Here is a 23,528-nt window from a genome sequence, read left to right as displayed (position 1 = left end):
CTATTCAGCAGCTTCGGCGACGGGCGCCGGCTTGAAGTCTTCACCAAAATGCTTGATCGCGCTCATCACCGGGTAAGGCGTGAAGCCGCCCAGCGCGCAGAGCGATCCGAATTTCATCGTGTTGCAGAGATCGGTGACCAGCTCGAGATTCTTCTCCGGCTCGATGCCGGCCGCGATCTTGTCGATGGTCTCGACGCCGCGCGTCGAGCCGATGCGGCAGGGCGTGCACTTGCCGCAGCTCTCGATGGCGCAGAATTCCATGGCGAAGCGTGCCTGCTTCAGCATGTCGGCGGTGTCGTCGAACACCGTGATGCCCGCATGGCCGATCAGCCCATCGCGCTTGGCGAATTCCTCATAGTCGAACGGCGTGTCGAACAGCGCGCGCGGGAAATAGGCGCCGAGCGGTCCGCCAACCTGTACGGCCTTGACCGGATGGCCCGAACGGGTGCCGCCGCCGATATCGTCGACGATCTCGCCCAGCGTCAGGCCGAAAGCCGTCTCGAACAGGCCGCCATATTTGACGTTGCCGGCGATCTGGATCGGGATCGTGCCACGCGAGCGGCCCATGCCGAAGTCTTTGTAGAAGGCCGCGCCCTTGTCCATGATGATGGGCACGGACGCCAGCGAGATCACGTTGTTGATCACCGTCGGCTTGCCGAACAGGCCCTGGATCGCCGGCAGCGGCGGCTTGGCGCGCACCACACCGCGCTTGCCTTCCAGCGAGTTCAGCAGCGAGGTTTCCTCACCGCAGACATAGGCGCCCGCGCCGACCCGGATCTCGATGTCGAAGGCATTCGGCGAGCCGAGCACGGTGGCCCCAAGCACGCCGGCGTTGCGGGCGACCTCGACGGCCTTGTTCATCGTCGCCACCGCATGCGGATATTCCGAACGGATGTAGACGAAACCCTTGGTGGCGCCGGTGGCGATGCCGGCGATCGTCATGCCTTCGATCAGCACGAACGGGTCGCCTTCCATGATCATGCGATCGGCGAAAGTAGCGCTGTCGCCTTCGTCGGCGTTGCAGACGATGTATTTGCGGTCGGCTGCCGTATCGAGCACCGTCTTCCACTTGATACCGGTCGGGAAGCCGGCGCCGCCGCGTCCGCGCAGGCCGGATTCGGTGACCTGCTTGACGATGTCGGCGGGCACCATGGCCACCGCCTTGCGCAAGCCGTCGAGACCGCCATGCGCTTCATAGTCTTCCAGCGATACCGGGTCGGTGATGCCGCAGCGCGCGAAGGTCAGCCGAGTCTGCCTGGCGAAGAACGGAATGTCTTCGGGGTCGCCAAGTGCCAGCCTGTGCTGGCCGCCGGCAAGGAGGTCTGCGTCGAACAGTCCTTTCACGTCGGAGGCTTTCACCGGCCCGTAGGCGCGACGACCTTCCGCGGTCTCGACTTCGACCATCGGTTCGAGGAAATAGGCGCCGCGCGAGCCGTTGCGGACGATCTTCGCGGCGATGCCGCGCTCCGCCAGCTCCTTGGCTACCGCCTTGGCGACCTTTTCGGCGCCGAGCGCCAGCGCACCGGAGTCACCTGGGATGTAAATGGTAGCGCTCATCGCCGTACCTCCGCGACGATATCGTCGATCGCCTCGTCGTCCAGCCTGCCGATCACTTCGCCGTCCAGCATGGCGGCCGGGGCACACGCGCAGAGCCCGAGGCAATAGACCGGTTCCAGTGTAACAGAATTGTCCTTGGTCGTCTCGTGGAAGCCGATGCCGAGCGCCTGTTTCAGCTTGGCGGCGACAGCGTCGGAACCCATTGATTGGCACGCTTCCGCCTGGCAGACCTTCAGCACGTGCCGTCCAGCCGGATGCTTGCGGTAATCATGGTAGAAGGTGGCGACGCCATGCACTTCGGCGCGGGAAAGGTTGAGCGCCTCGGCGATTACCGGCAGCGCTTCCTGCGGTACGTAGCCGAATTCTTCCTGGATACCGTGCAGGATCGGCAGCAGCGGACCTTCGAGGTCCTTCATCTCGCTGACGACGGCGGCTGTGCGCGCCGCGATTTCGGTACTTGCAGGCTGCATCGACATGCAGCGCCCTCCCTGACGTTACGCCCTTTGGGCGCTATTGCTCTATTAAAGGCGATACAAACCCTTGGAATCAATAAAGCTGTTTCGTCGTATGATAAAAATTTTCTATCGATTGCGGGTCGACTGAACCTTAGCCGCGGCCTCGCGGCGCAGATCGCCTGCCAGCGCCGTCGCCTCGTCCAGCAGCGCCTGCACCAGGGGCGTCTGCGGATCGCGCGGCGCCGTCACCAGCCCGACGGCGTGGCGGGCATCCGGGTCGACGATCGGAATAGCCCGGATCGGTTCGGAAAAGCCGAATGTTTCCGCGAGGTTGAGCGGCATGATCGACGACCATTTGCCGGTGCGGATATGCGAGAACAGCACGATCATCGAGTTGCTCTCCAGCGTCGGCCGCACCTGCACGCCGGCATCCGCCAGATGCTGGTCGATGATGCGGCGGTTCTGCATGTCGGGCGTCAGCAGGCAGAGCGGCAGGCTCGACACCTCCTCCCAGGTCACCATTTCGCGATCGGAATATTCGGTTCCGGCCGCCGTGATCAGCTGGTAGCGCTCGTCATAGAGCGGTACGCTGGTCACCCGGCCGAGCGGCTCGTTGTCGAGATAGGTGATGCCGGCGTCGATATCGAGATTGCCGAGCAGCGACAGCACCTCGATCGAGGTGCGCGACAGCACCGAGAAAGTGACGCCGGGGTGCTTTTCGCGGAACGGCGTGGTGAGCCGCGCCACCATGGCCAGTGCCGTGGGAATGGCGGCTATGCGGATGCGACCGGAAAGCCCGTGCTTGGCCGCGCGCATCTCCTCCTTCATTGAGCGGGTGTCGCTGACGATGCGGCGCGCCCAGGTCAGCACCTGTACGCCTTCCGGCGTCAGGCCCTGGAAACGCGAACCGCGCTTCACCAGCATGACGCCGAGTTGATCTTCCAGCTGTTTGATGCCGGCCGACAAGGTCGGCTGCGTCACTCCGCACATCTCGGCCGCGCGTCCGAAATGCTCTTCCCGGGCGAGCGCGATGAAAAATTCCAGCTTGTCGATCATGCGGTCTGTTTAAACTGAACCATCATTGAAACTCTTGTTTAATGATCGTGGACGACACCATCTCTCAAGGCAAGCGGGGGCTGCCAAGGGATAAGGTCGCCGGCATGTGCCGTGCGGGTGACCTTGACGAGCTGGAGCCCGAGAAATGGATGCAGTGCAGGCCGATCTGGACATGCGCGAGGCGGCACGCCTTGCCGCACTCGACCGGTATGATTTCCTCGACACGCCGCGCGAAGCCTCGTTTGATCGCATCGTGCGATTGATCCGCACGATCCTGGATATTCCGGTCGCCATTGTCTCGGTCATCGACGCCCACAGGCAATGGTACAAGGCCTGCGAGGGCCTGGGCGGTTCGGAGGCGGGTCGTCGGAACACCTTCTGCCGCTACACGATCCTGCAGGACGAGCCACTGGTGGTACCCGACGCCAGGCTCGATCCGCGTTTCGCCGAAAACCCTTATGTCGTGGGCGATCCCCATGTCCGCAGCTATGCCGGCGTGCCGTTGCGCACCAGCGATGGCCACAACATCGGCAGCGTCTGCGCCATCGGATTCGAGCCGCGTGGCTTCAGCGAAAAGGAGCTCGGCATCCTGGCCGATTTCGCCGCCATGGCGATGAACGAGATCGAGCTGCGCCAGCGCGTCTCCACCGACATGCTGACGGGAATCCTGTCGCGCCGTGCGTTCATGGAGGTCGCCAGGCGAGATGTCGCTTTGGCCCAGCGCCAATATGGCAACGTCGCCTGCATCGCCTTCGACATCGATCATTTCAAGTCGATCAACGATACGTTCGGTCACAGCGGTGGCGACAGGATATTGCAGGGTGTGGCCGAGCATTGTGCCAACACGCTGCGCGAAACCGATGTTTTCGGCCGCATCGGCGGCGAAGAGTTCGCGCTGCTGGCCCATGCTGGCCGCAACGGCGCGTTCGAAACAGCCGAGCGCCTGCGTACCACCATCGAACGGATGCATGTCCAGCACGGCGACATCACGCTTCAGGCCACGGCGAGCTTCGGCATAGCCTTGCTCGATCCGACGGCGCCGAATCTCGAGGCGCTCATCGAGCGGGCGGACGCAGCCATGTACCAGTCCAAGCAGGCAGGGCGTAACCGCTGCACGCTGTGGCATTCGGCGGAGGCACATGCCTCGCGCCGGCGCGTGCTCAAGGCCGGGTTGATCATCTTCAACGGCCGCTCGTCGACCATAGACTGCACCGTACGCGCGATCGGCGAGGACGGCGCCACGCTGGATGTCTTCAGCGCGGCTGGAATCCCCAACCGGTTCCAGCTCGCCATCGCTTCCGATCGATTCGAGGCGCGATGCCGAATCCTGTCGCAGCAGGACAAACGGCTGGAGGTGGCGTTTTTATAAGGACGACGGCAGATTTTAGGCTGCCGGGCTAGGGAGCGAACAGTGCTCAACCAAGTTGTCGAGAGCGGCATTGTTCCCGATCTCGGTCCCTACGATCATTTGGTCGCCGAAAAGAGAGGTCACCTGCACGGTCAGCCTGACATTTGTCGCATCGCCGTCGGCTTCCAGTTCCGTTGTAATCAGGCTCGACATCAGCGTTCGCCCGCCGGCTTCGACGGTCTCGTTGCTGATCACCAGTTCGCCGGGGATAATCGAAACGTACGTCGTGCGCCCGGTATATTGCGGGTTGTGCTTTGAACCACAGCGGAACCGGTCCTCGCCGCCGGTGCGAAAGTCAGCTTCATCATAGACAAAGGCTGCGCCATCGGATGGTGCGCTCCAGCTTGCACGGGTGACCGGATCCGCGAGTGCCGCAAACACCCTGCTTACCGGGGCCTCGCAACGCCGTTCGAAAACGAACGTCCTGTGACCGATTTCGTAGTCCATCGCTATGTTCCATAGATCGCTCGATGCTTGCAAACTGCTTGCAAAGCAAGATCAGTTTTAGCTATCAACACCAATTGCAATTTGCAAGCTGTTCAGGCGCATTTAGAGATAGAGTCATCCGGGCCGGAATGACGCCGTTCGGGAGTATCTGAACGTGAGCACCGAAAGAGCATCGAAAGCATGGGTGGGAAGTACAGCGCGGTGCTGTCCCTGGAATTTGCTGACGTGACAAAGTGTTTCGGCTGCCAGGTTTCCTCGGCAACCATGCCGCTGGTTTCAAGCGTTCCCGTTTCGCTAAGCGCGCCAGCTTCCTATTTTTATGCAATTGCGGACGCAAAACCGCTGCGCACTTTTGCTGGAATTGCCCGAGTGCGGGAAGTGCACTATTTCAGGCCCAGGCAACAGACAGAAGAAGCAGCAGCATGTCCGTAACCAAGGAAGCCGTCATCGATCGCCTGAAGACGATCAGCGGGCCGGATTTCTCCGGCAACATCGTCGATCTCGGCATGGTGTCGGAGATCTTCATCGCTGATGCCAAGGTGTTCTTTTCAATTACCGTTCCGGCGGCCCGCGCCCAGGAGATGGAGCCGCTGCGCGCCGCCGCCGAGCGCGTGGTGAAAGCCATTCCAGGGATCGCCGGCGCAGTCGTTGCGCTCACCGCCGAGAAGAAAAGTGGCGGCATGGAGGCGCCGGTGCCGCAGCGGCCGGCAGCCCCGCAGCCGGCCCCTCAGGCTGCGGCGCCGCGTCCCGCACCGGCTCCGCGGCAAGCGCCGCCGTCGCAGAGTTCCGGCAAGCGCGGCGTTCCGGGCATCGAGGCGATCATCGCGGTTGCTTCCGGCAAAGGCGGTGTCGGCAAGTCCACGACCGCCGTCAATATTGCCCTCGGTCTCGCCGCCAACGGCTTGAAGGTCGGCATTCTCGACGCCGATATCTACGGACCTTCCATGCCAAAGCTGCTCGGCATCCATGGCAAGCCGGAGACGGTCGATGGCAAGGTCCTGAAGCCAAAGGAAAATTACGGCCTCAAGGTGATGTCGATGGGCTTCCTCGTCGATGAGGAGACGCCGATGATCTGGCGTGGGCCGATGGTTATGTCGGCGCTCACCCAGATGCTGCGCGAAGTCGAATGGGGGCCGCTCGACGTTCTGGTGGTCGATATGCCGCCCGGCACCGGCGACGCCCAGCTGACCATGGCCCAGCAGGTACCGCTGGCCGGAGCGGTGATCGTCTCCACGCCGCAGGACCTTGCGCTGATCGATGCGCGCAAGGGTCTGAACATGTTCAAGAAGGTCGATGTGCCGCTGCTCGGCATCGTCGAGAACATGAGCTATTTCATCGCTCCCGACACCGGCAAGCGCTACGACATCTTCGGCCATGGCGGCGCGCAGAAGGAGGCCGAGCGCCTCGGCGTGCCATTCCTTGGCGCGGTGCCGCTGGAAATGGGCATTCGAGAGAGTTCGGACGCCGGCTCGCCGGTTGTGGCCGCCAAGCCGGATGGTGCGGAAGCCAAGATCTACAAGGAGATCGCCGCCAGAACCTGGGCGCAGCTGCAGGCCGGCAAGAGCGCTGCCGAAACAGGACCCAGCATCGTCTTCGAATAGCCCGGCCGGGACTATTGCCGGCGCGTGCTGGCAGCGCAGGAGATGGCCTTCTCGCCATCTTCGCGGCCGGCGGAGCCGACCTCGTAGGGCCCGTTGCCCAAGACCTTCTTCGCCCAGCTGCGCAGCGTCGGCACGCTTGCCTTGGACGTCAGTCGCACCAGCCTGCCGTTCGGCTGGCCCGGGCCGCGATAGTAGAATTTCGGGAACATCTCGACCATCAGTGCATCGTCATCCGCGGTTGCGCAGATGCGCGTGAAGACAACGCCTTCGATCTTGAGAGCTGGTTTCATGAACCAGCAGGTTTCGCCGTCGTTGCGGTCGCCGTCATTGTCGCCGATCCGGCCGGTCTTTTCGAGGTGAAGCAGGGCGACGGTCGGGTCGGGGTCGCTGGTGCAGGAAAGCTGGCGGATGAGATTTCTGCCCAGCGCGTCGTCTGCTGCTCCAGCCGGCAGGCCGGATACCAGCAATCCGAGAAGGGCAGCAGCTGCGATCCTGGCCACGGGTCGACCTCCGACTTTCCACGGGGAGCCGGAGAACTGACTGTCGGCAGCGTCGACGTCAAGCCATTGCGGGAAGCCTCAACCGGCGGCACCCACTTTCTTGCCGAAGGTTGAGAAAAACTCGCCGGCGAGCTTCTTCGAGGTCGAGGTGATCAGGCGGCTGCCCAATTGGGCGATCTTGCCGCCGACATCGGCCTTGGCGGCATATTTCAGCAGCGTCGCGCCGTCGCCGTCGGCGGTCAGCGTCACATCGGCGCCACCCTTGGCAAAACCGGCGATGCCGCCCTTGCCTTCGCCCTGGATGGTGTAGGAATGCGGCGGGTTGAGGTTCTTCAGCGTCACCTCGCCGTTGAAGGTAGCCTTGATCGGCCCGATCTTCAGCACCACCGTGGCCGCCATGTCGGTGGGAGATTTCATTTCCAGGCTCTGGCAGCCGGGAATGCTGCCCTTCAGCACCGCCGGGTCGTTGAGTGCCGCCCAAACCTTCTCAACCGGGGCCGCGATGCGTTCTTCGCCTTCGATCAGCAGAGCCATGCAATCCTCCCATGGGGGCAGTCGAAACTGACCTCATTCCCTGTTGGAGCATGATCTTTCGCACTTTTTCAGGTCATGCTCTGGCCAAAGCCGTAACGCAGTGCATCAATGCTGTCCATCGCACCAAAGTCCGGGGCATGGCCTTGCCTGAATGCATGCGATGAAATATCCATTTGTCTGACAAATGCGGAGACAGCCATGGCAGGCGCGCCTAGCAACAAGAAGAAGTTCCGGTCTCAGGAATGGTTCGACAATCCCGACAATCCGGGCATGACCGCGCTCTATCTGGAGCGCTACCTGAACTACGGCCTCACCCGCGCCGAACTGCAGTCGGGCAAGCCGCTGATCGGCATCGCCCAGACCGGTTCCGATCTTTCGCCCTGCAACCGCCATCATCTCGAACTCGCCAAGCGGGTGCGTGAAGGCATCGTCGCGGCCGGGGGCATCCCTTTCGAGTTCCCCTGCCATCCGATCCAGGAGACGGGCAAGCGCCCGACCGCCTCCCTCGACCGCAACCTTGCTTATCTCTCGCTGGTGGAAGTGCTCTATGGCTATCCGCTCGACGGTGTCGTGCTGACCATCGGCTGCGACAAGACCACGCCTGCCATGCTGATGGCGGCGGCCACCGTCAACATTCCGGCGATCGCGCTTTCCGTCGGACCGATGCTGAACGGCTGGCACAAGGGCAAGCGCACCGGCTCCGGCACCATCGTCTGGGAATCGCGCCAGCGCCTGTCGGCGGGCGAGATCGACTATGACGAGTTCATGGAGATCGTGGCTTCCTCCGCGCCTTCTGTCGGCTATTGCAACACCATGGGCACAGCCACGACCATGAACAGCCTGGCCGAGGCGCTCGGCATGCAATTGCCCGGTTCGGCCGCCATCCCGGCGCCCTATCGCGAGCGCGGGCAGATCGCCTACGAAACCGGCAAGCGCATCGTCGACATGGTGCATGAGGACCTGAAGCCATCGGATATCATGACGCGCGAAGCCTTCGAGAATGCCATCGTCGTCAACTCGGCGATCGGCGGCTCCACCAACGCGCCGATCCATCTCAACGCGATTGCCCGTCATCTCGGTGTCCGGCTGGACAATGACGACTGGCAGGCAATCGGTCACAAGATCCCGCTGCTGGTCAATCTGCAGCCGGCCGGTGAATATCTGGGCGAGGATTACCACCATGCCGGTGGCGTGCCGGCAGTGGTCGCCGAACTGATGAAGGCCGGCCTGCTGCCGCATCCGGCTGCCGTCACCGCCAACGGCAGGAGCATGGGCGAGAACTGCGGCAAGGCCGAGAACCTCGACCCGAAGGTCATCCTGCCGGTTGCCGATCCGCTGAGGAAGGAAGCCGGCTTCATCAATCTCAAGGGCAATCTGTTCGACAGCGCCATCATGAAGACCAGCGTGATCTCCAAGGAGTTCCGCGACCGCTATCTGTCGAACCCCGACGACCCCGAGGCCTTCGAAGGCAAGGTCGCGGTGTTCGATGGGCCGGAAGATTACCACGCCCGCATCGACGATCCGGCCGAGGGCATCGATGAACACACCATCCTGTTCATGCGTGGCGCCGGCCCGGTCGGTTATCCAGGGGGCGCGGAAGTGGTGAACATGCAGCCGCCGGCCTACCTCATCAAGAAGGGCATCCACTCACTGCCTTGCATCGGCGACGGTCGCCAGTCCGGCACGTCGGGAACGCCTTCGATCCTCAACGCTTCGCCGGAGGCGGCGATCGGCGGTGGCCTGGCGCTGCTGCGCAAGGGCGACCGCGTGCGCATCGATCTCAAGCGAGGCACCGCTGACATGCTAGTGCCAGAGGATGAGCTTGCCCGCCGCCGCGCCGCACTCAGTGGCAATGGCGGCTATCACTATCCCAAGCACCAGACGCCGTGGCAGGAAATCCAGCGCTCCATGGTCGACCAGTTCTCGGAAGGCATGGTGCTAAAGCCGGCAGTCAAATACCAGGACGTCGCCCATACCCAGGGCATGCCGCGCGACAATCACTAGGCCAAGGGGTCGGCCGGGGCGCTAAACGGCCCCGGCTAGTGGTGCTTGAAATATTGCACCTCGCGCTCATGCTTCTCGGCTGCTTCCCTTGATTTGAACGTGCCGAGGTTCTTGCGCTTGTGGGTCCTGGGGTCGACCTTGCGCGAATAGAGACGATATTCGCCGGATTTCAGCTTGCGGATCATGGCAACCTCCTGTCCGGTGACAACCCGGTGCAGGGCCGCGCGGTTCCGATTATTGCGGACCGTCTGCCTCTATCCGTGCGGCATGCCCTCGAATGCCGCCAACGCCGGATCGAGCGTGTCCCAGGCGTGGCCGCGGGCGGTATAGGTGACCACCTGCGGCTTGAACTGGCCGGGGTCGTCCAGGCTGGCGGCCGAGACCGCGATGAAATTCGGCATGGCGACGGTCGACAGATAGACCGGCGCGCCGCAAGTCGGGCAGAAGGCGTAGATCTTCTCGTTGCCGCTGTCGCTCGGCACACGCCAGCTGCTGGTTTCTCCGGTCATCGCCATGTCGGCCCGGTTGGCGAAGGTCAGATAGGATGCATGCCCGGTGCCGCTTTGTTTCTGGCAGTCGCGGCACTGGCAATGGTTCTCGAAAATCGGTTCGCTCGTCGTCTCATAGCGGACCGCGCCGCAGGCGCAGCCGCCGCGATAGAACTTGGTCATTGGTGTTCTTTCTTTGATGGATTGGGGTCAGGCCGCTTTCGGCTTGCCGAAAATGTCGAGGCCGCGGCCGGTTTCCAGGAAGGATTTCAGGCTGGAGAGAACCGCCGGCCAGCCCTTTGTCATGGTCTTCGCCATGTCGCTGCCTGCCTCCAGTTCGTCATGGCTGACGGTGAGCCGCACCATGTCATCCTGTTTCTCGATCGCGAAGGTCACCCGGCTGTGGCTCGCCGGATCGGCGGCTTGCTGCGGTGTAGCCCAGGTGATGACGAGGCGGCTCGGCGGCGTGGCTTCAACGACCTTGCCCACCACCTTGATGGTGCGTTCGTCATTGGCGCGGACATGTTCCCATGTCGATCCCGCCTGCCAGTCGGAGACGTTCTCATGGCCCCAGTAGCGCCGCGTGACCTCCGGTCTGGCGATGGCCTCGAACACCTTTTCAGGTGTCGAGAGAATGTACGTCACATAGACAAAACTGGTTGTCTCCCTGGCCATCGTCACTCTCCTTCGAGTTCTTTTTTCAGATCGTGCAGCAGCTCGAGCCGCTGCTGTTCGAATTTGCGCACCCAGCGCTCGTAGACTTCGTGGAGCGGCACCGGGTTGATGAAATGCAGCTTCTCCCGGCCGCGCTTGATCGTGCTGACCAGATTGGCTTCTTCCAGGAGGCCGAGATGTTGCGTCGCCGACTGCCGGGCCATGTCGAGGTTCTCGCAAAGCTGCCCCAGCGTCTGTCCGTTCTTCTCGTAGAGAAGGTCGAGCAGTCTCCTGCGCGTCGGGTCGGCCAATGCCTTGAAAACCTTGTCAGCGTCCATCAGCTCCACTCGAAACCGCCATCGGGCATGCCGCCTGTTGTCTTTCAGACAGGCGCGCTGCGACCATTCTATTGGGCCTTCGGCTTCGGCAAGCACCACAATTCGTTGATCTTGCACAGGCTATCCAGCATTGGCGCGTATCCGTGGGTGACGGCTGCGATTTCCGTCACGCCGATGGGCTGGATCGTATAGCCGTGATGACCGTGCAGAATGACTGCGGGATAAGTGCCGCCGGGCTGACTGCCGCCGACGTCGTGACTGGTGACGTCTGGCGCGTAGTACATCACGTGCGGCAGGTTGGCGGTGGCGACATTGTCGTTCTGTTCCGGGCTGGTGTAGGTCCTGAGCACCGGTGACAGCATGTACGAGATGCCGGCGCGCTGCGGCGCCTTGTAGGTGCCGTCCCTGTAGCGTTGCTGGATCAGCTTCTTGAGTTCGCCCGCCGGGGTGCCTTTCGCCTGCTCCTGTGCCGCGTCGAAGAACACCCGCATCTGCGCGGTGACGCCGGCGGAATCGAACGAGATCGGATAGAGGATGTCGTCGCGGTATTGCGTCAGGGGCCAGTCGCCCTTGAAGGAGTCGTCGCCGGTCCGGGCCACGAAGGCATGAAAGCCGTTGCTGCCTTCGCGTGCGAGTTCAAAACCCTTGGCAGGGTTCAACACATAGACCGTCGCCTTGTCTCTGAGATGTGGTGGCAAGGAACTCAACGCCAGCTCGATCTCCAGATCGTGCGGCAGCGGCTCCGGACCCTTCGCCGCTTGCGAAGACTGTGCGCCGGCCGACGTTGCATGAAGCAGGCCTGCTATGACTGCGATCGCCGAATAATTACGCATCTGACCATCCTTTCCGCATGATGTTGCCGGTAGCCTGTCGCTTCGATCGTCGTGACCGGTGCACATCGCTTCCGCTCGAATGTGATCTGTTATATGCAGGTGAATACCTGCATGTCAACTCATGCAGGCAAATGCCTGCATTAAAGATGAGACGGCCTGGACCACGGCGCCTGGCGGCGACGAATTTCTTTGCCCTGGACTGTCGAGAAACGCCGCGCTCAATCGTCTTTAATGAAGAACGACAAAGGAGACGCCGATGCATTTCACCGACAACGAGCTGCTGGAGTTCGACGCGCATGGCGCGGCGCCGCTTCCGCCAGCGACAACGGAAGGGTTTGTCGAGAACGATGGCGCGCGCATCTGGCATGCCGTCTACGGCTCCGGTCCGGCTGTCATCCTGCTGCATGGCGGGCTGGGCAACGCCGGCAACTGGGGTCACCAGGTTCCGGCTCTTGTCCAGGCGGGCAGAACCGTGGTCGTCATCGACAGCCGTGGCCATGGCCGCAGCACGCGTGACGCCGGACCATTCGGTTACGAACGCATGGCGGGAGACGTGCTGGCGGTGATGGACCGGCTTGGCGTCGACAAGGCAGCCCTCGTCGGCTGGAGCGACGGCGCCTGCACGGCATTGATCCTTGCCGACAAACATCCGGAGCGGGTTTCGGGCGTTTTCTTCTTCGCCTGCAACATGGATCCGGGCGGTACGCTTGAGTTCAAGTCGACACCGCTGATCGATCGCTGTTTCAGCCGTCATGGCAAGGACTATGCGGCGCTGTCGGCAACGCCCGATGATTTCTCGACATTTGTCGCGGATGTCGGACGCATGATGGCGACCGAGCCGAATTACAGCGCCAGCCAGTTGAGAGGCATCAGGGTGCCCGTAGCCATCGTCATTGGCGAGCATGACGAGTTCATCCGGCAGGACCATGCCGATTATCTGGCACTCAGCATTCCGGGAGCAGAACTCGTTGTCCTTGCCGGCGTCGGCCATTTCGCGCCGCTGCAGCGTCCGGTGCAGTTCAATCGCGAAGTGCGCCGGTTTCTCGACCGGGTGCGCTAGGCGCCCGAGGAGGTCAGACGCGACGCTTGTTGGGCAGGGCGATGATGTTGGCCTCGGCGACAAGATTGCGCAGGCTGCTGGTCACCACGCGGTTCCGGCCCTGTCGTTTCGCCTGATAGAGGGCGGCGTCCGCCGCTTCGAACAGCGAGCCGTCATCCTCGGCGAAAGCCGGGCGGACCGTGGCGCAGCCAATGCTCACCGATACAGTGTCGTATTCGCTGGCATCGTGCCGTATGTTGAGGTCACGCACTGCCGCGCAGATATCCTCGCCGATTTTGAGGGCTCCGGCGGCGTCGGTTCCAGGCAGCAGGGCGACGAATTCCTCACCGCCGTAGCGGGCACAGAAATCGTCCGGTCGCTTCAGCGTGTTGCGGATGGCGGTCGCCACCGCGTGAAGGCATTTGTCGCCCTGGGCGTGGCCGTAGACGTCGTTGTAGGCCTTGAAGAAGTCGACATCGATGACATGCAGGGACAGGAAATCGCCGTGCCGCGAAGCCTGCCGCCATTTCAGGCGGCTCTGCTCGTTGAACTGGCGCCGGTTCGCAAGTCCGGTGAGGGCGTCGATGGCCGCCATCTGCTGCAATTGCTGCTCGCGCAGCACGCGTGCCGTCACCTCACGGGACGAGCCGACGAGAAACCGCGATCCGTCCTTAGCCGCGGCGGTCGACAGCCGGAGCCGGTTTTCGAACCACAACTCGTTTCTGTCATTGTCGAAGGCTCGGAACAGGTAGTCGACGTCCTCTTCGCCATCGCGCACGCGTTGCAGGGCGGCGTCGATAATGCCGAGATCGTCGGGATGGATGTGGTTGCGCCAGTCGAAATTACCAAGGGCGCCTTCGGCGAGGCCGAGCACCTGGGCCGTCACCGGTGAAATGAAGATGAGGCGGCCTTCGAGATCGGAGACGAAAGCCATGTCGCCCGACTGTCGCGCGACCATCTCATAGATGTCACGGTCGGCCTGGGCCATGCGCTGCAGATGTTCGCGCTCATGCAGCAGTGCCGCGATCATCACGGCGACGATGAAGGTAAGTATGAGGAACGCCCGACACAGCAGCAGCGCGTGGTTGGCATCGTGGCCGGCGGCGTCAGCTACCGCATGCAGGTTGTCCATGGCATGGAACGGCCCTTCCCCTGCGCCGGTCAGCAGGACAGCGATCGGTACCAGCAGGGCCATACCCACCGAGAGCCCGATGAACCCGACACGGAACAGGATGATGATCAGCGGCGGCAGCACCAGGAACAGCGGCAGCACCGAAGGCTGCTGGAAGATCAGCACGGCGACGGCGCAGAAGCCGGCGATCGAGGCGATCGCCTCAGGCAACTTGCCGCTTCGATAGAGTTCCATCCACTGGCGCGGCCGGGCGCGCAGCACCAGTGGCGTCAGCACCAGATAGCCAAGTGCTGCATTGGAATAAACGTTGAACCAGTATGCGGTCGAATTGTATCCGGGCGGCGGAATGCGCATCGCCGCGAAAACGGTCGCGCAGATCAGCGGCATGAGCACCGCGGTGATAAAAGCCGCCCTGACCCAGGCGACCAACTGGTCTGAACGGCCATCGACCCAGTCACGATCGCGCGACAGCAGCGCCGCTCCCATCGCAGCCAAGAGGATCCCGGTCGCCGTGCTTACCAGCGCGAAGGGGTTGGTCAATTCGGCGAGCGAGCCGATCGTTGATGCCCGCACGACGACCAGCAGAGGAAAGGCGGCGGCGAGATAGGCCAGCCATTGCTTTCGCGGTGTCAGCAGCAGAATTGCCAGCAACAGGGCGTAGGTGAGCTGAAGGGCGACCAGGCCGTCCATGCGAAACGGTGAGTTGGACAGGTAATTGGCAACCCCCAGCAAGACCATCCAGAACAGGAACCTTGCCGTGGTCCCCGTTTGGCGGACGGGGCCAAGTATTTGAAATTGCTGCATTAGCTATTCTTAATGGATGCCGCCCTTGCTCGCTGCTCTTTACCGCGTCATCACCAAGAAGTGGATGGTGGAAGTGCTGGTGTCGAAATCAAATTCAGTGAATGAATGAATGACTTCTTGAACGTCGGTTCAATATATGAAACGCGCCGCGCGAAAATCTTCTCCGGGATGTGCCAACCCCAGAGAAGAGGGGTTGTTGTTCCTCTTCTTGCTCCATTCGACCAGCTTTGCGAGCGGCGATAGCTGCAATCCAGGTCGCTCCGTCGTGGCCAGTTCCAGCCATCAGGCGGCCAACTCGATACATCGATGATTTTACCCGGGTAATATTGACATGAAGGATAGCGTGCGGCATAGGGCTGGTATTTAGACAACAGCAGCTTTTCGCTACAGTCACCAGTGCCGGCTTTGCTCCAAGGCAACGAGTTGAGGCGTTTCCGGGAGAACCGGAAACGCCTCAGGACGGCGGAAACAGGAACGACCGGCCATGAATGACAAGACCTCCCGCCGCCCGCGCGACCTGACCAGCGGACCGATCGCCTCGACGCTGCTGGTGTTCGCGCTGCCGGTGCTCGGTTCCAATGTGCTGCAGTCGCTCAACGGCTCGATCAATTCGGTCTGGGTCGGCCGCTTCCTGGGCGAAACCGCGCTGGCGGCGACCTCCAATGCCAACCTTGTGTTGTTTCTCCTGCTCGGCACCATGTTCGGAATCGGCGTGGCGGCCACCATCCTGGTGGCGCAGTCGGTCGGCGCCCGTGATATGGTCGAGGCCCGACGCATTGTCGGCACCAGCGCGACGTTCTTCTTTCTCGTCTCGCTGGTCTTCGCGCTTGGCGGCTGGCTGTGGGTGGACCAGATCCTTGGGCTGCTCGGCACGCCCGCCGACGTGATGCCGCTGGCGCGCGCCTATCTGGTCATCATTTTTGCGGCGGTGCCGTCGGCCAATCTCTTGTCCTTCGTCATGACGATCCTGCGTGGCGCCGGCGATTCCCGCACGCCGTTCTATTTCATGGCGCTCGCCGTGCTGCTCGACATCGTACTCAATCCGCTGCTCATCATCGGCTTCGGCCCGATCCCCGGTTTTGGCATTGCCGGCTCGGCGCTGGCCACGCTGATCGGGCAGACGGTGAGCGTGGCCGCGATCCTGATCCTGCTCTACCGGCGCAAGCATCCGCTGCGGCTGGCTGGGTCTGATCTCGCCTTGCTGAAGCCGGATCCCAGGCTGTTGCGCATCGTTGTCACCAAAGGCATCCCGATGGGCCTGCAGATGATCGTCATCTCGATGGCCGCGCTGGTGCTGATGGGCATGGTCAACGGTTATGGTTCGCAAGTGGCCGCCGCCTATGGCATCGCCGCGCAGCTCTGGACCTATATCCAGATGCCGGCATTGGCGATTGGCGCCGCCGTGTCTTCGATGGCGGCTCAGAATGTCGGCGCCCGCCGCTGGGACCGCATCGGGAAGATCGCCGCTGCCGGCGTCGGCTTCAATCTCCTGCTCACCGGCACGCTGGTGTTGCTGTTGTACTTCTTCGACCGACCGGTGCTTGGCCTGTTCCTGGCCGCCGACGGCGCTGCGGTGGATATTGCCCAGCACATCAACAACCTTGCCTCGTGGTCGTTCATCCTGTTCGGCGTCACCATCGTGCTGTTTGCCACGGTGCGTGCCACCGGTGCGGTGATGCCGCCGTTGATCATCCTGGTCATCTCGGTGCTCTTCATCCGCACCGGCTTTGCCTATGGGCTGCGCGATATGCTTGGTCAAAATGCCTTGTGGTGGAGTTTCCCAGCCGGTTCGATTGCTTCCCTGGCGCTGGCAGCCGCCTATTATCGCTTCGGCAGATGGCGCACCATGCACATGATCGAGGAGGAGCGGCCGGCTGCCGGTGAGCCGCCGGATACCGGTCTTGGCGTGCCGCGCGGCCGCGCCGGACTGGCACCGCAAGGGCAAAGCTGAGGCATACCGACCGCGCGGCTTGTCGCGTTGCGACCACGCTACGGATGTGATGAAGTCCACTCGCCTGCATGCGAGAGCGGTTCGCGCGGAACCGCTCTAACTCTTTGTTTTTACGCAATTCCGGACGGAAAACCGCTGCGCACTTTTCCTGGAATTGCTCTGGAGGTTCCGTCCGATGCCGCAGTTCCTGTCATTGTGTGTCGTTGTCGCCGTTGCCGTGGTTTTGAACCTGAAAGCCGCGGCGATGATGACATCGGACGGCAATTGGGGCGGGGCGATCGGCGCCATGTTGTTCGGCCCGGTCGTCTTTTTCCTAGTCTTTCAAGCCGTCCTTTTCTACGGGACGCGTCTTGTGCGTGGACCTGCGGCGGTCACGACGTTCACCACGTCGCGGCTGAACTATGTTTCCGGGCTGATCGCGCTGCTGGGTGTGCTGGGAGCGGCGGCGAACCCGATGTGATGGCTTCGCCAGCCGACCGGCCCCGCAGAAACTGCTCTATCCCTTTTTTGGAGCATGATCTTGGTCCGAAAAGTCTGCAACTTTTCGGGTTCATGCTCTATCGCGCCGCGGTGTTGCCTTTCAGGACGAAACCATCGAGCAGGAAATCCAGGCCGCTTCGGAAGACCCCGTCCCAATCATTGTCCAGCAGCAAGCGCGAGCGCTCGATCGTCGGATAGCGCGCGCTGAGACCGGCAAGGTGCTGTTGCGCGGCGGCCATGTCGTCATCCGAGCGGTCGAAATTCGCCCGGGTGATGGTGGCACCCATCACATAGTTCCACAGTGACCATATCGCGACGTTGAGGTCGGCGTCCGTAACCCCGGCTCTGGACAAGGTACGGCTCAGCATCTCAAGACGCCCGAGGATATTGGGGCCGAGCGCACGGGTCGGCAGCAGCGACGCCGACCACGGGTGGTGCAGCATGACCGCGCGCCAGTCTTCGAGCATGGGGATGACTTCGGCACGCCAGTCGCCGGCCTCGGCGACCTGCGGCGGCTCGCGATATTCCATCACCGCGTCCAGCGCCAGATCGAACACCTCTTCCTTGTTGTCGACATGCCAATACAGGCTCATCACGCCCGAGCCGAGACGATCGGCCAGCCCGCGCATCGTCAATCCATCGGCGCCTTGGGCGTCCAACAGTCCAATCGCCGTGGCGACGATGCGCTCCAGCGACAACGACGGTTCGCCGCGCGCCGCGGGGATCGCTTTTTTTCGCTGCGGCCGTTTACCCCGCGCAGCGTCGGATCTGGCTGCCATGCGTCAGTTTCTTTCTATTCGTCGGTCGCGATTTTGGCAGGCGGCGTCAGCATTGTCGATGTGCAACGGTTGACTCGTACATTGTACCATAGGATGAATCGTATATCGTACGAGTCGATTGTCGGTCACGGTCGATCACCCTGGCCGCGAACGGTCGTCGTTCACATCGCGGAGCCAAATCATGTCACGCGCCATCAACCATCTGTTCTTCGGAGGCCTCCTCATCATGACCACGGCAGTTTCCACTGCGGCAACGGCGAAGGATTTGACCATCGTCAATCCAAAGACCCTCTACGACCCGTCGCCGAACGGCTACAGCACGGCAGTGATCACGCCACCGGGAGCCCGGGTGGCCTATATTTCCGGGCAAGGCGGCCAGGACAGCACCGGCGGCCTGTCGCCCGACTTTGCCGTACAGGTAAAGCAGGCTTATGCGAACCTGCAGGCAGCCTTGGATGGAATCGGCGCCCGGCCGGATCAGGTCGCCAAGCTCACCGTCTTCGTTGTCGATCACGACATGTCCAAGCTCGGGGTGCTGACCCAGAACGTCAAGGAGATGTTCGGCGACCGGCTGCCGGCGCAGACCCTGGTTCCCGTTCCCAAGCTTGCCGTCGACCCGATGCTGTTCGAGGTCGAGGCGGTGGTGGTTCTGGAGTAGCGAGCGTGGAAGCTGCTTTTCTCCCCCGTTTACGGGGGTGAGGAGCGTTCCGCGAAGCGGACGAAAAGCCAACTGCTTGGCTTTTCGAGTGATGAACGCCCGGCGCGATAGCGAAGGGCCGGGTCCGGCAGGACAGTGAGGGGCAGAGCCAGCTTTTGTCCCCTTGACGCAGCCCCTCGTCCGTCACTTCGTGACACCTTCTCCCCGTGAACGGGGAGAAGGGAAGGGCGTGCTCCACCCTTGCTCCGCCACGGCAAGCCGCTAGGATCGCCGCCGCAGACGGACGGCAGTGACGAGGCGCAGGGTGGCGGTGGCAAGTGATGAGGCGTCGGGATCGCGCATCGCCGAGGTGTTCCGAGTTTTCCTGCATCTGGGCCTGACCTCCTTCGGCGGGCCGATCGCGCATCTCGGTTATTTCCGCGATGCCTTCGTGGTGCGCCGGAAATGGATCGACGAGGCCGGCTATGCCGACCTTGTCGCGCTCTGCCAGTTCCTGCCGGGTCCCGCTTCCAGCCAGGTTGGCTTCTCGCTCGGCGTGCTGCGAGGTGGCGGGATCGCCGGCGGGCTTGCGGCCTGGGCCGGCTTCACCTTGCCGTCGGCGGCACTGCTGGTCGTCTTCGCCTTTTGTGCAGCCGCACTCGACAATCCGGTTGGCGGGGGCATTCTGCATGGGCTGAAGCTGGTGGCGGTGGCGGTCGTTGCGCAGGCATTGTGGGGCATGGCGCGCACCCTGACGCCCGATCGCCAGCGCATCGCCATCGCACTTGGCGCTCTGTTCCTTGCCATGTTGGTTGGAGGTTGGCTCGGCCAGGTCGGCGCTATAGCCGCTGGTGCGGTTGCCGGGCTTTTCTTCTGCAGGGCCGAGGCCAACGCCGCCGCGACGCATCCGGCTTTCCCCGTCAATCGCCGGGCCGGCATGGCGGCGCTTGTCCTGTTCGCGGTTCTGCTCGTCGCGCCGCCGCTGCTCTTCGGCTGGACCGGCAGCCATGTACTGGCCTTCTTCGATGCTTTCTACCGCTCGGGTGCGCTGGTGTTCGGTGGCGGCCACGTCGTGCTGCCGCTGCTGGAGAACGCGGTCGCCGCACCCGGCTGGGTACCGCTGCAGGATTTCCTCGCCGGCTACGGCGCGGCACAGGCCGTTCCCGGGCCACTGTTCACCTTCGCCGCCTATCTCGGCGCGGTTTCCGGCATCGTGCCCAACGGCCTCGTCGGCGCATCGTTGGCGCTTGTCGCCATCTTCCTTCCCGGCCTTCTTCTCGTTTACGGCGCCTTGCCGTTCTGGGATCAGCTGCGCGCACTGCCGAAGGCGCAGGCGGCGATGCGCGGCACCAATGCTGCAGTGGTCGGCATCCTGGCCGCCGCCTTCTACGATCCGGTGCTGACCAGCGCCATCATCGGTCCGCTCGACGCCGTGCTGGGTCTCGCCGGGTTCCTGTTGCTGGTCTTCGCCAAGGCACCGCCCTGGATGGTGGTGTTGCTGCTGGCCGGCGCCGGAGCGGTGATGTGAAGGTCGCGAACCTCCCTTCTCCCCCGGAGGGAGAAGGGATAGCTGCCGCCAGCTAAGGCAAAGGCAGGCACCAGATCGCGAACAGCGGCTGGTCGCCGGAGCGCATGGCGTGGACGATGTTAGCGGGGTTGTGGATCAGGCCGCCGATGCCAGGCTCTACCCACGGATCGTCATCCTGTCGCCAATGACCCTGGGACAGGGCGATATAGACTTCTTCCGGCGGGTGGCGGTGGTTCGGATAATCCATGTTCGGGCTGAGGATAGAAGCACCGATTTCGACACGCTCGCTGGGTATTGCGCCACCCTGGCCGACGATCGTCGCCTCGGCATAATTTTCCGAAAGCGCGTCGGAAATGCGACGTTCGGCCCGGCTGCTCCAGGCCAGAAGCGGTTCGATCGCCTGGAAGGAAGCGGCCAGCTTGCGCAGTCCGCCATTTTCCAGATTGCGATAGCTCGCCTGGAGGTGGATGCAGGAAGGCCGTCGTGCCGGTTCCGTCGTACCGCACTCGAACTCGCCACGCGGAATGCTGTCAGCGACGCGTCGCCAGCCCAGCGCCAGGGGTGTGTCGCCAGTCGCTTTCGGTGCGATCGCGGCTGCGAGGTCGTCGAGGAAGGTGGCCAGGTTTTCCTGGTGCGATGCTGCCATGGTGCTGCTCCGGCGTTGCCGCCACACTGTTCCACGACCGCATGGGCGGAGGCAATGGTGTGTGGTTTATCGCGAAGGCTTCAGCGTCGCTCGGGCCGATCACGCCTGCCGTTGCACCTGCGCCGACAGATCTTCCATGAAAGCGCTGACCACGGGATCGGCCTTGTAGTCGCGACGCAGCGCGAGATGGAAATCGACGCCGTATGACAGCGTATCGGGATTGAGCGGTGCGAGATCCCCTGACCGGCAATGGGGTTCGGCGAAATGATCGGGCAGATAGCCGAGATGCTCGCCTGACAGGATGAGGATGAGATTGGCTTCCATATTGTCGGCCGACGCGGTGATGTGTGAGTTCGGTGGCAGTTGCGGAGCGGTCGGAACCGGATAGCGCCGTGATGCCCAGCTTTGCCCGGACAGCTGTTCCATCGTGCAGGTGCCGCTCTCGGCGAACAGCGCGTGGCCACGTCCGCAATAGGCGACCTGGCGCTCGGAAAACAGGTGCCGGTATTCGAGCACCGGCACGCGGCGCCAGAAATAGCCGATCGCCGCGTGCAGTTGGCCGTTCTCCAGAAGGTCCTCGATGAGGTCGGGAGAATTGATCGTCACATTGATCTGCACGGCCTCGTCGCGCCGGCGAAACCGTGAGATCGCCTGGCTGAGCAGCGCGTTCTGTGCCGCCGGCGCATTGCCGATCAGGCCGAGATTGAGGATGCCGACCAGTTCGCGGTCGATGTTTCGCGCTTCGATGTTCAGCTCGCCGAGCAGGTTGAGATAGCGCCGCGCCACATGCAGGAAGCGCTCGCCCTTCGGCGTCAGCCGGAAGCCCTTGCGGCCGCGTTCGCACAGCCGGTAGCCGAGCCGCATCTCGAGATCGGCGATGTGGCTGCTGATCGTGGGCTGGCGCATGTTGAGCGCATGCTGCGCCGCTGAAAGCCCGCCGGCATTGACCACCGCGAAGAAGATGCGGGTCAGCCTCAGGTCCAGATCCGTGGAGATGCCGCTCATTACATAGACCTCTGCCTATGCATGCATACCGAAATCAGGATTGAAATCCAATGCAAGCTGCCGCCCAAATGCCGGCGAGGAGAACATAGAGGGGGAGACTATGAATACCGCTTACGAGGCGGCAGCGCCGCTGGCTGCGGCGCCCGCCGCAATGAAGATCGAAACCCACGGCATCGACATCATTCCCGACCATGAACGGCACGCCACCGTGTTCGACTTCATGCGCATCGAATGGGGTGGTGCGAACTCACTGGCCACCGCGGTGCTCGGATCGTTTCCGATCATCTTCGGCCTTTCCTTCTGGCAAGGCGTCGCCGCCTGCGTGACCGGCGTGGTCATCGGCGGACTGATCCTTGCGCCGATGGCGATTTTCGGCGCCATGAACGGCACCAACAATGCCGTCTCCTCCAGCGCGCATTTCGGTGTCGTCGGCCGTATCGTCGGTTCGTTCCTGGCCCTGCTCACGGCGATCTGCTTTTTCGCGATCAGCGTCTGGTCGAGCGGCGATGCCCTGGTCGGAACCCTGCACCGGCTGTTCGGCGCCGCGGAAAGCGAATGGCTCTACGGGCTTGCCTATGGCCTCTTCGCCGGTGCGATCCTGCTGGTCTGCATCTACGGCTTCCAGCTGATGCTGGTCGTCAACAGGATCGCGGTCGTCGTGGTGACGGCCCTGATGATCATCGGGCTGGTCGCCTTCTGGCCGCAGTTCGACCAGAGCTTCGCCGGCTCCGGGCTTGTCGTCGGTGGCGAAGGCTTCTGGCCGGCCTTCATCGGGTCGACGCTGATCGTGCTGTCGAATCCGATCTCCTTCGGTGCCTTCCTTGGCGACTGGACCCGCTACGTTCCGCGTCAGACCAGCAAGCTCAAGCTGATGGGCGCGGCCTTCCTGGCGCAGGTGCTGACCCTGCTGCCGTTCCTGTTCGGCCTGATCACCGCGACGGTGGTTGCCGCCGCCGCGCCCGACTACATCACCAATGCGAACTACACCGGCGGGCTCATCGCGGTTGCCCCGGCATGGTTCCTGCTGCCGCTGCTCGGCCTCGCCCTGGTCAGCGGCATGTCGACCGGCACCACGTCGCTTTATGGCACCGGCCTCGACTTCTCCAGCGTGTTTCCGGTGCTGAGCAGGGTGCAGGCGACCTTGCTGATCGGCATCATCTCGATCGTCTTGATCTTCGTCGGCCGCTTCAGCTTCAGCCTGATCTCTTCGATCACCACGCTGGTGACGCTGATCATCGTCATGACCACCCCATGGATGTCGGTGATGATCGTCGGCGCGTTCCTGCGGCGCGGCTATTATCTTCCCGAACACATGCAGGTGTTCAACCAGGGCAAGACCGGCGGCGCCTACTGGTTCCGCAACGGCTGGAACATTGCCGGCATCACCGCCTGGATCCCGACCGCACTGCTGGCGCTGGCGACGGTCAACATTCCCGGCCAGTTCGTCGGCTGGCTCGGCAATCTGTTCGGCGGCGTCGATGTCTCGCTGATCGTGGCGCTTGTCCTGCCGGCGATCATCTACCCGGCCCTGCTGTTCGTGTTCCCCGAACCGCGCGCCGTTTACGGCCCCAACGGCCCACGCCTTGTTCCGGTGTCGGACGAAGCGATCGCGCCAATCACCTGATCGGCGCCAAGATGCAAGGAGCATGATT

The 23,528-nt window shown here is 62.8% G+C and carries 25 protein-coding genes; 9 read left to right on the top strand and 16 right to left on the bottom strand.

What is annotated here, in order from left to right:
- From AC3WTO_RS30095 to AC3WTO_RS30085, 3 genes are all read right to left on the bottom strand, one after another.
- Positions 1 to 1,557, bottom strand: coding sequence for a formate dehydrogenase beta subunit (locus tag AC3WTO_RS30095; protein ID WP_492464736.1), 1,557 nt, complete (start codon positions 1,555 to 1,557; stop codon positions 1 to 3).
- Positions 1,554 to 2,033 carry a formate dehydrogenase subunit gamma gene (locus tag AC3WTO_RS30090; protein WP_492464737.1) on the bottom strand — a complete coding sequence of 160 codons (480 nt, stop codon included), beginning with the start codon at positions 2,031 to 2,033 and terminating at the stop codon, positions 1,554 to 1,556. Before AC3WTO_RS30090 ends, AC3WTO_RS30095 begins: the two co-directional genes overlap by 4 nt.
- A gap of 105 nt (positions 2,034 to 2,138) precedes the next feature.
- On the bottom strand, positions 2,139 to 3,068 hold the full coding sequence (locus AC3WTO_RS30085) for a LysR family transcriptional regulator (RefSeq protein ID WP_492464738.1): 930 nt from the start codon (positions 3,066 to 3,068) through the stop codon (positions 2,139 to 2,141).
- Between the two features lie 145 nt (positions 3,069 to 3,213).
- Here AC3WTO_RS30085 and AC3WTO_RS30080 point away from each other — a divergent pair, with 145 nt between their 5' ends.
- Entirely contained in the window at positions 3,214 to 4,437 is a 1,224-nt protein-coding gene (locus AC3WTO_RS30080; RefSeq protein ID WP_492464739.1) for a sensor domain-containing diguanylate cyclase, read from the top strand.
- A gap of 15 nt (positions 4,438 to 4,452) precedes the next feature.
- On the opposite strand, the gene AC3WTO_RS30075 is transcribed toward AC3WTO_RS30080, so the two are convergent.
- Positions 4,453 to 4,923, bottom strand: coding sequence for an SRPBCC domain-containing protein (locus AC3WTO_RS30075; protein WP_492464740.1), 471 nt, complete (start codon positions 4,921 to 4,923; stop codon positions 4,453 to 4,455).
- Positions 4,924 to 5,345: 422 nt separating this feature from the next.
- Between AC3WTO_RS30075 and AC3WTO_RS30070 the strand changes: the two genes are divergently transcribed.
- Positions 5,346 to 6,524 carry an Mrp/NBP35 family ATP-binding protein gene (locus tag AC3WTO_RS30070; RefSeq protein WP_492464741.1) on the top strand — a complete coding sequence of 393 codons (1,179 nt, stop codon included), beginning with the start codon at positions 5,346 to 5,348 and terminating at the stop codon, positions 6,522 to 6,524.
- An 11-nt stretch (positions 6,525 to 6,535) separates the two neighbouring features.
- Here the strand turns inward: AC3WTO_RS30070 and AC3WTO_RS30065 are convergent, their stop codons facing one another.
- The 3 genes from AC3WTO_RS30065 to AC3WTO_RS30055 all read right to left on the bottom strand — a co-directional run bounded on the left by AC3WTO_RS30065 (position 6,536) and on the right by AC3WTO_RS30055 (position 7,758).
- Positions 6,536 to 7,024 (bottom strand): hypothetical protein, encoded by a 489-nt coding sequence (locus AC3WTO_RS30065; protein WP_492464742.1) that lies wholly within the window; start codon positions 7,022 to 7,024, stop codon positions 6,536 to 6,538.
- 78 nt (positions 7,025 to 7,102) lie between these two features.
- Positions 7,103 to 7,558, bottom strand: coding sequence for an SRPBCC family protein (locus AC3WTO_RS30060; protein ID WP_492464743.1), 456 nt, complete (start codon positions 7,556 to 7,558; stop codon positions 7,103 to 7,105).
- A 68-nt stretch (positions 7,559 to 7,626) separates the two neighbouring features.
- A complete protein-coding gene (locus AC3WTO_RS30055; RefSeq protein WP_492464744.1) occupies positions 7,627 to 7,758 on the bottom strand; it encodes a hypothetical protein in 132 nt (43 codons plus the stop codon).
- On the opposite strand from AC3WTO_RS30055, the gene AC3WTO_RS30050 reads away from it, so the two are divergent.
- Positions 7,757 to 9,562, top strand: coding sequence for an IlvD/Edd family dehydratase (locus AC3WTO_RS30050; protein WP_492464745.1), 1,806 nt, complete (start codon positions 7,757 to 7,759; stop codon positions 9,560 to 9,562). The two genes, AC3WTO_RS30055 and AC3WTO_RS30050, sit on opposite strands and share 2 nt — an antisense overlap.
- A gap of 35 nt (positions 9,563 to 9,597) precedes the next feature.
- Here AC3WTO_RS30050 and AC3WTO_RS30045 read toward each other — a convergent pair whose 3' ends face one another.
- From AC3WTO_RS30045 to AC3WTO_RS30025, 5 genes are all read right to left on the bottom strand, one after another.
- Positions 9,598 to 9,747, bottom strand: a complete 150-nt coding sequence (locus tag AC3WTO_RS30045; RefSeq protein WP_492464746.1) for a hypothetical protein — start codon at positions 9,745 to 9,747, stop codon at positions 9,598 to 9,600.
- 69 nt (positions 9,748 to 9,816) lie between these two features.
- A complete protein-coding gene (locus AC3WTO_RS30040; protein ID WP_492464747.1) occupies positions 9,817 to 10,233 on the bottom strand; it encodes a GFA family protein in 417 nt (138 codons plus the stop codon).
- A 27-nt stretch (positions 10,234 to 10,260) separates the two neighbouring features.
- A complete protein-coding gene (locus tag AC3WTO_RS30035) occupies positions 10,261 to 10,725 on the bottom strand; it encodes an SRPBCC family protein (protein WP_492464748.1) in 465 nt (154 codons plus the stop codon).
- 2 nt (positions 10,726 to 10,727) lie between these two features.
- Positions 10,728 to 11,042: an ArsR/SmtB family transcription factor gene (locus AC3WTO_RS30030; protein WP_492464749.1), complete on the bottom strand. Its 315-nt coding sequence runs from the start codon at positions 11,040 to 11,042 to the stop codon at positions 10,728 to 10,730.
- Positions 11,043 to 11,110: 68 nt separating this feature from the next.
- A complete protein-coding gene (locus AC3WTO_RS30025; protein ID WP_492464750.1) occupies positions 11,111 to 11,875 on the bottom strand; it encodes a hypothetical protein in 765 nt (254 codons plus the stop codon).
- A gap of 256 nt (positions 11,876 to 12,131) precedes the next feature.
- On the opposite strand from AC3WTO_RS30025, the gene AC3WTO_RS30020 reads away from it, so the two are divergent.
- Positions 12,132 to 12,935: an alpha/beta fold hydrolase gene (locus tag AC3WTO_RS30020; protein ID WP_492464751.1), complete on the top strand. Its 804-nt coding sequence runs from the start codon at positions 12,132 to 12,134 to the stop codon at positions 12,933 to 12,935.
- 13 nt (positions 12,936 to 12,948) lie between these two features.
- Here the strand turns inward: AC3WTO_RS30020 and AC3WTO_RS30015 are convergent, their stop codons facing one another.
- Positions 12,949 to 14,784: a sensor domain-containing diguanylate cyclase gene (locus tag AC3WTO_RS30015; RefSeq protein WP_492464752.1), complete on the bottom strand. Its 1,836-nt coding sequence runs from the start codon at positions 14,782 to 14,784 to the stop codon at positions 12,949 to 12,951.
- 550 nt (positions 14,785 to 15,334) lie between these two features.
- Between AC3WTO_RS30015 and AC3WTO_RS30010 the strand changes: the two genes are divergently transcribed.
- Both AC3WTO_RS30010 and AC3WTO_RS30005 read left to right on the top strand, forming a co-directional pair.
- Positions 15,335 to 16,801: an MATE family efflux transporter gene (locus tag AC3WTO_RS30010; protein ID WP_492464753.1), complete on the top strand. Its 1,467-nt coding sequence runs from the start codon at positions 15,335 to 15,337 to the stop codon at positions 16,799 to 16,801.
- A gap of 175 nt (positions 16,802 to 16,976) precedes the next feature.
- Positions 16,977 to 17,261 carry a hypothetical protein gene (locus AC3WTO_RS30005; protein ID WP_492464754.1) on the top strand — a complete coding sequence of 95 codons (285 nt, stop codon included), beginning with the start codon at positions 16,977 to 16,979 and terminating at the stop codon, positions 17,259 to 17,261.
- A gap of 97 nt (positions 17,262 to 17,358) precedes the next feature.
- On the opposite strand, the gene AC3WTO_RS30000 is transcribed toward AC3WTO_RS30005, so the two are convergent.
- Positions 17,359 to 18,060: a TetR/AcrR family transcriptional regulator gene (locus tag AC3WTO_RS30000; protein ID WP_492464755.1), complete on the bottom strand. Its 702-nt coding sequence runs from the start codon at positions 18,058 to 18,060 to the stop codon at positions 17,359 to 17,361.
- Positions 18,061 to 18,241: 181 nt separating this feature from the next.
- Here AC3WTO_RS30000 and AC3WTO_RS29995 point away from each other — a divergent pair, with 181 nt between their 5' ends.
- On the top strand, positions 18,242 to 18,718 hold the full coding sequence (locus AC3WTO_RS29995) for a RidA family protein (protein WP_492464756.1): 477 nt from the start codon (positions 18,242 to 18,244) through the stop codon (positions 18,716 to 18,718).
- Positions 18,719 to 19,022: 304 nt separating this feature from the next.
- Positions 19,023 to 20,225, top strand: a complete 1,203-nt coding sequence (chrA, locus tag AC3WTO_RS29990) for a chromate efflux transporter (RefSeq protein ID WP_492464757.1) — start codon at positions 19,023 to 19,025, stop codon at positions 20,223 to 20,225.
- 52 nt (positions 20,226 to 20,277) lie between these two features.
- Here chrA and AC3WTO_RS29985 read toward each other — a convergent pair whose 3' ends face one another.
- Positions 20,278 to 20,871 (bottom strand): dimethylsulfonioproprionate lyase family protein, encoded by a 594-nt coding sequence (locus tag AC3WTO_RS29985; protein WP_492464758.1) that lies wholly within the window; start codon positions 20,869 to 20,871, stop codon positions 20,278 to 20,280.
- 99 nt (positions 20,872 to 20,970) lie between these two features.
- A complete protein-coding gene (locus AC3WTO_RS29980; protein WP_492464759.1) occupies positions 20,971 to 21,876 on the bottom strand; it encodes a LysR family transcriptional regulator in 906 nt (301 codons plus the stop codon).
- A gap of 100 nt (positions 21,877 to 21,976) precedes the next feature.
- Here AC3WTO_RS29980 and AC3WTO_RS29975 point away from each other — a divergent pair, with 100 nt between their 5' ends.
- Positions 21,977 to 23,500, top strand: coding sequence for a purine-cytosine permease family protein (locus tag AC3WTO_RS29975; RefSeq protein WP_492464760.1), 1,524 nt, complete (start codon positions 21,977 to 21,979; stop codon positions 23,498 to 23,500).
- Positions 23,501 to 23,528: the final 28 nt, after the last annotated feature.

It is taken from the genome of Mesorhizobium sp. EU05-FHT14A09, assembly GCF_058790995.1.
Note: the sequence above shows the minus strand (reverse complement) of the source record. Positions and strands in the feature narration are given on the sequence as shown.

Excerpts from the sequence above, each read along its gene's own strand:
- AC3WTO_RS30005 (WP_492464754.1), top strand. The coding sequence starts at position 16,977 with ATGCCGCAGTTCCTGTCATTGTGTGTCGTTGTCGCCGTTGCCGTGGTT.
- AC3WTO_RS30060 (WP_492464743.1), bottom strand. The coding sequence starts at position 7,558 with ATGGCTCTGCTGATCGAAGGCGAAGAACGCATCGCGGCCCCGGTTGAG.
- AC3WTO_RS30050 (WP_492464745.1), top strand. The coding sequence starts at position 7,757 with ATGGCAGGCGCGCCTAGCAACAAGAAGAAGTTCCGGTCTCAGGAATGG.
- AC3WTO_RS30030 (WP_492464749.1), bottom strand. The coding sequence starts at position 11,042 with ATGGACGCTGACAAGGTTTTCAAGGCATTGGCCGACCCGACGCGCAGG.
- AC3WTO_RS30055 (WP_492464744.1), bottom strand. The coding sequence starts at position 7,758 with ATGGCTGTCTCCGCATTTGTCAGACAAATGGATATTTCATCGCATGCA.
- AC3WTO_RS30085 (WP_492464738.1), bottom strand. The coding sequence starts at position 3,068 with ATGATCGACAAGCTGGAATTTTTCATCGCGCTCGCCCGGGAAGAGCAT.
- AC3WTO_RS30040 (WP_492464747.1), bottom strand. The coding sequence starts at position 10,233 with ATGACCAAGTTCTATCGCGGCGGCTGCGCCTGCGGCGCGGTCCGCTAT.
- AC3WTO_RS30090 (WP_492464737.1), bottom strand. The coding sequence starts at position 2,033 with ATGTCGATGCAGCCTGCAAGTACCGAAATCGCGGCGCGCACAGCCGCC.
- AC3WTO_RS30010 (WP_492464753.1), top strand. The coding sequence starts at position 15,335 with ATGAATGACAAGACCTCCCGCCGCCCGCGCGACCTGACCAGCGGACCG.
- AC3WTO_RS30020 (WP_492464751.1), top strand. The coding sequence starts at position 12,132 with ATGCATTTCACCGACAACGAGCTGCTGGAGTTCGACGCGCATGGCGCG.
- AC3WTO_RS29995 (WP_492464756.1), top strand. The coding sequence starts at position 18,242 with ATGTCACGCGCCATCAACCATCTGTTCTTCGGAGGCCTCCTCATCATG.
- AC3WTO_RS29975 (WP_492464760.1), top strand. The coding sequence starts at position 21,977 with ATGAATACCGCTTACGAGGCGGCAGCGCCGCTGGCTGCGGCGCCCGCC.
- AC3WTO_RS29980 (WP_492464759.1), bottom strand. The coding sequence starts at position 21,876 with ATGAGCGGCATCTCCACGGATCTGGACCTGAGGCTGACCCGCATCTTC.
- AC3WTO_RS30045 (WP_492464746.1), bottom strand. The coding sequence starts at position 9,747 with ATGATCCGCAAGCTGAAATCCGGCGAATATCGTCTCTATTCGCGCAAG.
- AC3WTO_RS30095 (WP_492464736.1), bottom strand. The coding sequence starts at position 1,557 with ATGAGCGCTACCATTTACATCCCAGGTGACTCCGGTGCGCTGGCGCTC.
- AC3WTO_RS30015 (WP_492464752.1), bottom strand. The coding sequence starts at position 14,784 with ATGGTCTTGCTGGGGGTTGCCAATTACCTGTCCAACTCACCGTTTCGC.
- AC3WTO_RS30035 (WP_492464748.1), bottom strand. The coding sequence starts at position 10,725 with ATGGCCAGGGAGACAACCAGTTTTGTCTATGTGACGTACATTCTCTCG.
- AC3WTO_RS29985 (WP_492464758.1), bottom strand. The coding sequence starts at position 20,871 with ATGGCAGCATCGCACCAGGAAAACCTGGCCACCTTCCTCGACGACCTC.
- AC3WTO_RS30080 (WP_492464739.1), top strand. The coding sequence starts at position 3,214 with ATGGATGCAGTGCAGGCCGATCTGGACATGCGCGAGGCGGCACGCCTT.
- AC3WTO_RS30025 (WP_492464750.1), bottom strand. The coding sequence starts at position 11,875 with ATGCGTAATTATTCGGCGATCGCAGTCATAGCAGGCCTGCTTCATGCA.
- AC3WTO_RS30000 (WP_492464755.1), bottom strand. The coding sequence starts at position 18,060 with ATGGCAGCCAGATCCGACGCTGCGCGGGGTAAACGGCCGCAGCGAAAA.
- AC3WTO_RS30075 (WP_492464740.1), bottom strand. The coding sequence starts at position 4,923 with ATGGACTACGAAATCGGTCACAGGACGTTCGTTTTCGAACGGCGTTGC.
- AC3WTO_RS30070 (WP_492464741.1), top strand. The coding sequence starts at position 5,346 with ATGTCCGTAACCAAGGAAGCCGTCATCGATCGCCTGAAGACGATCAGC.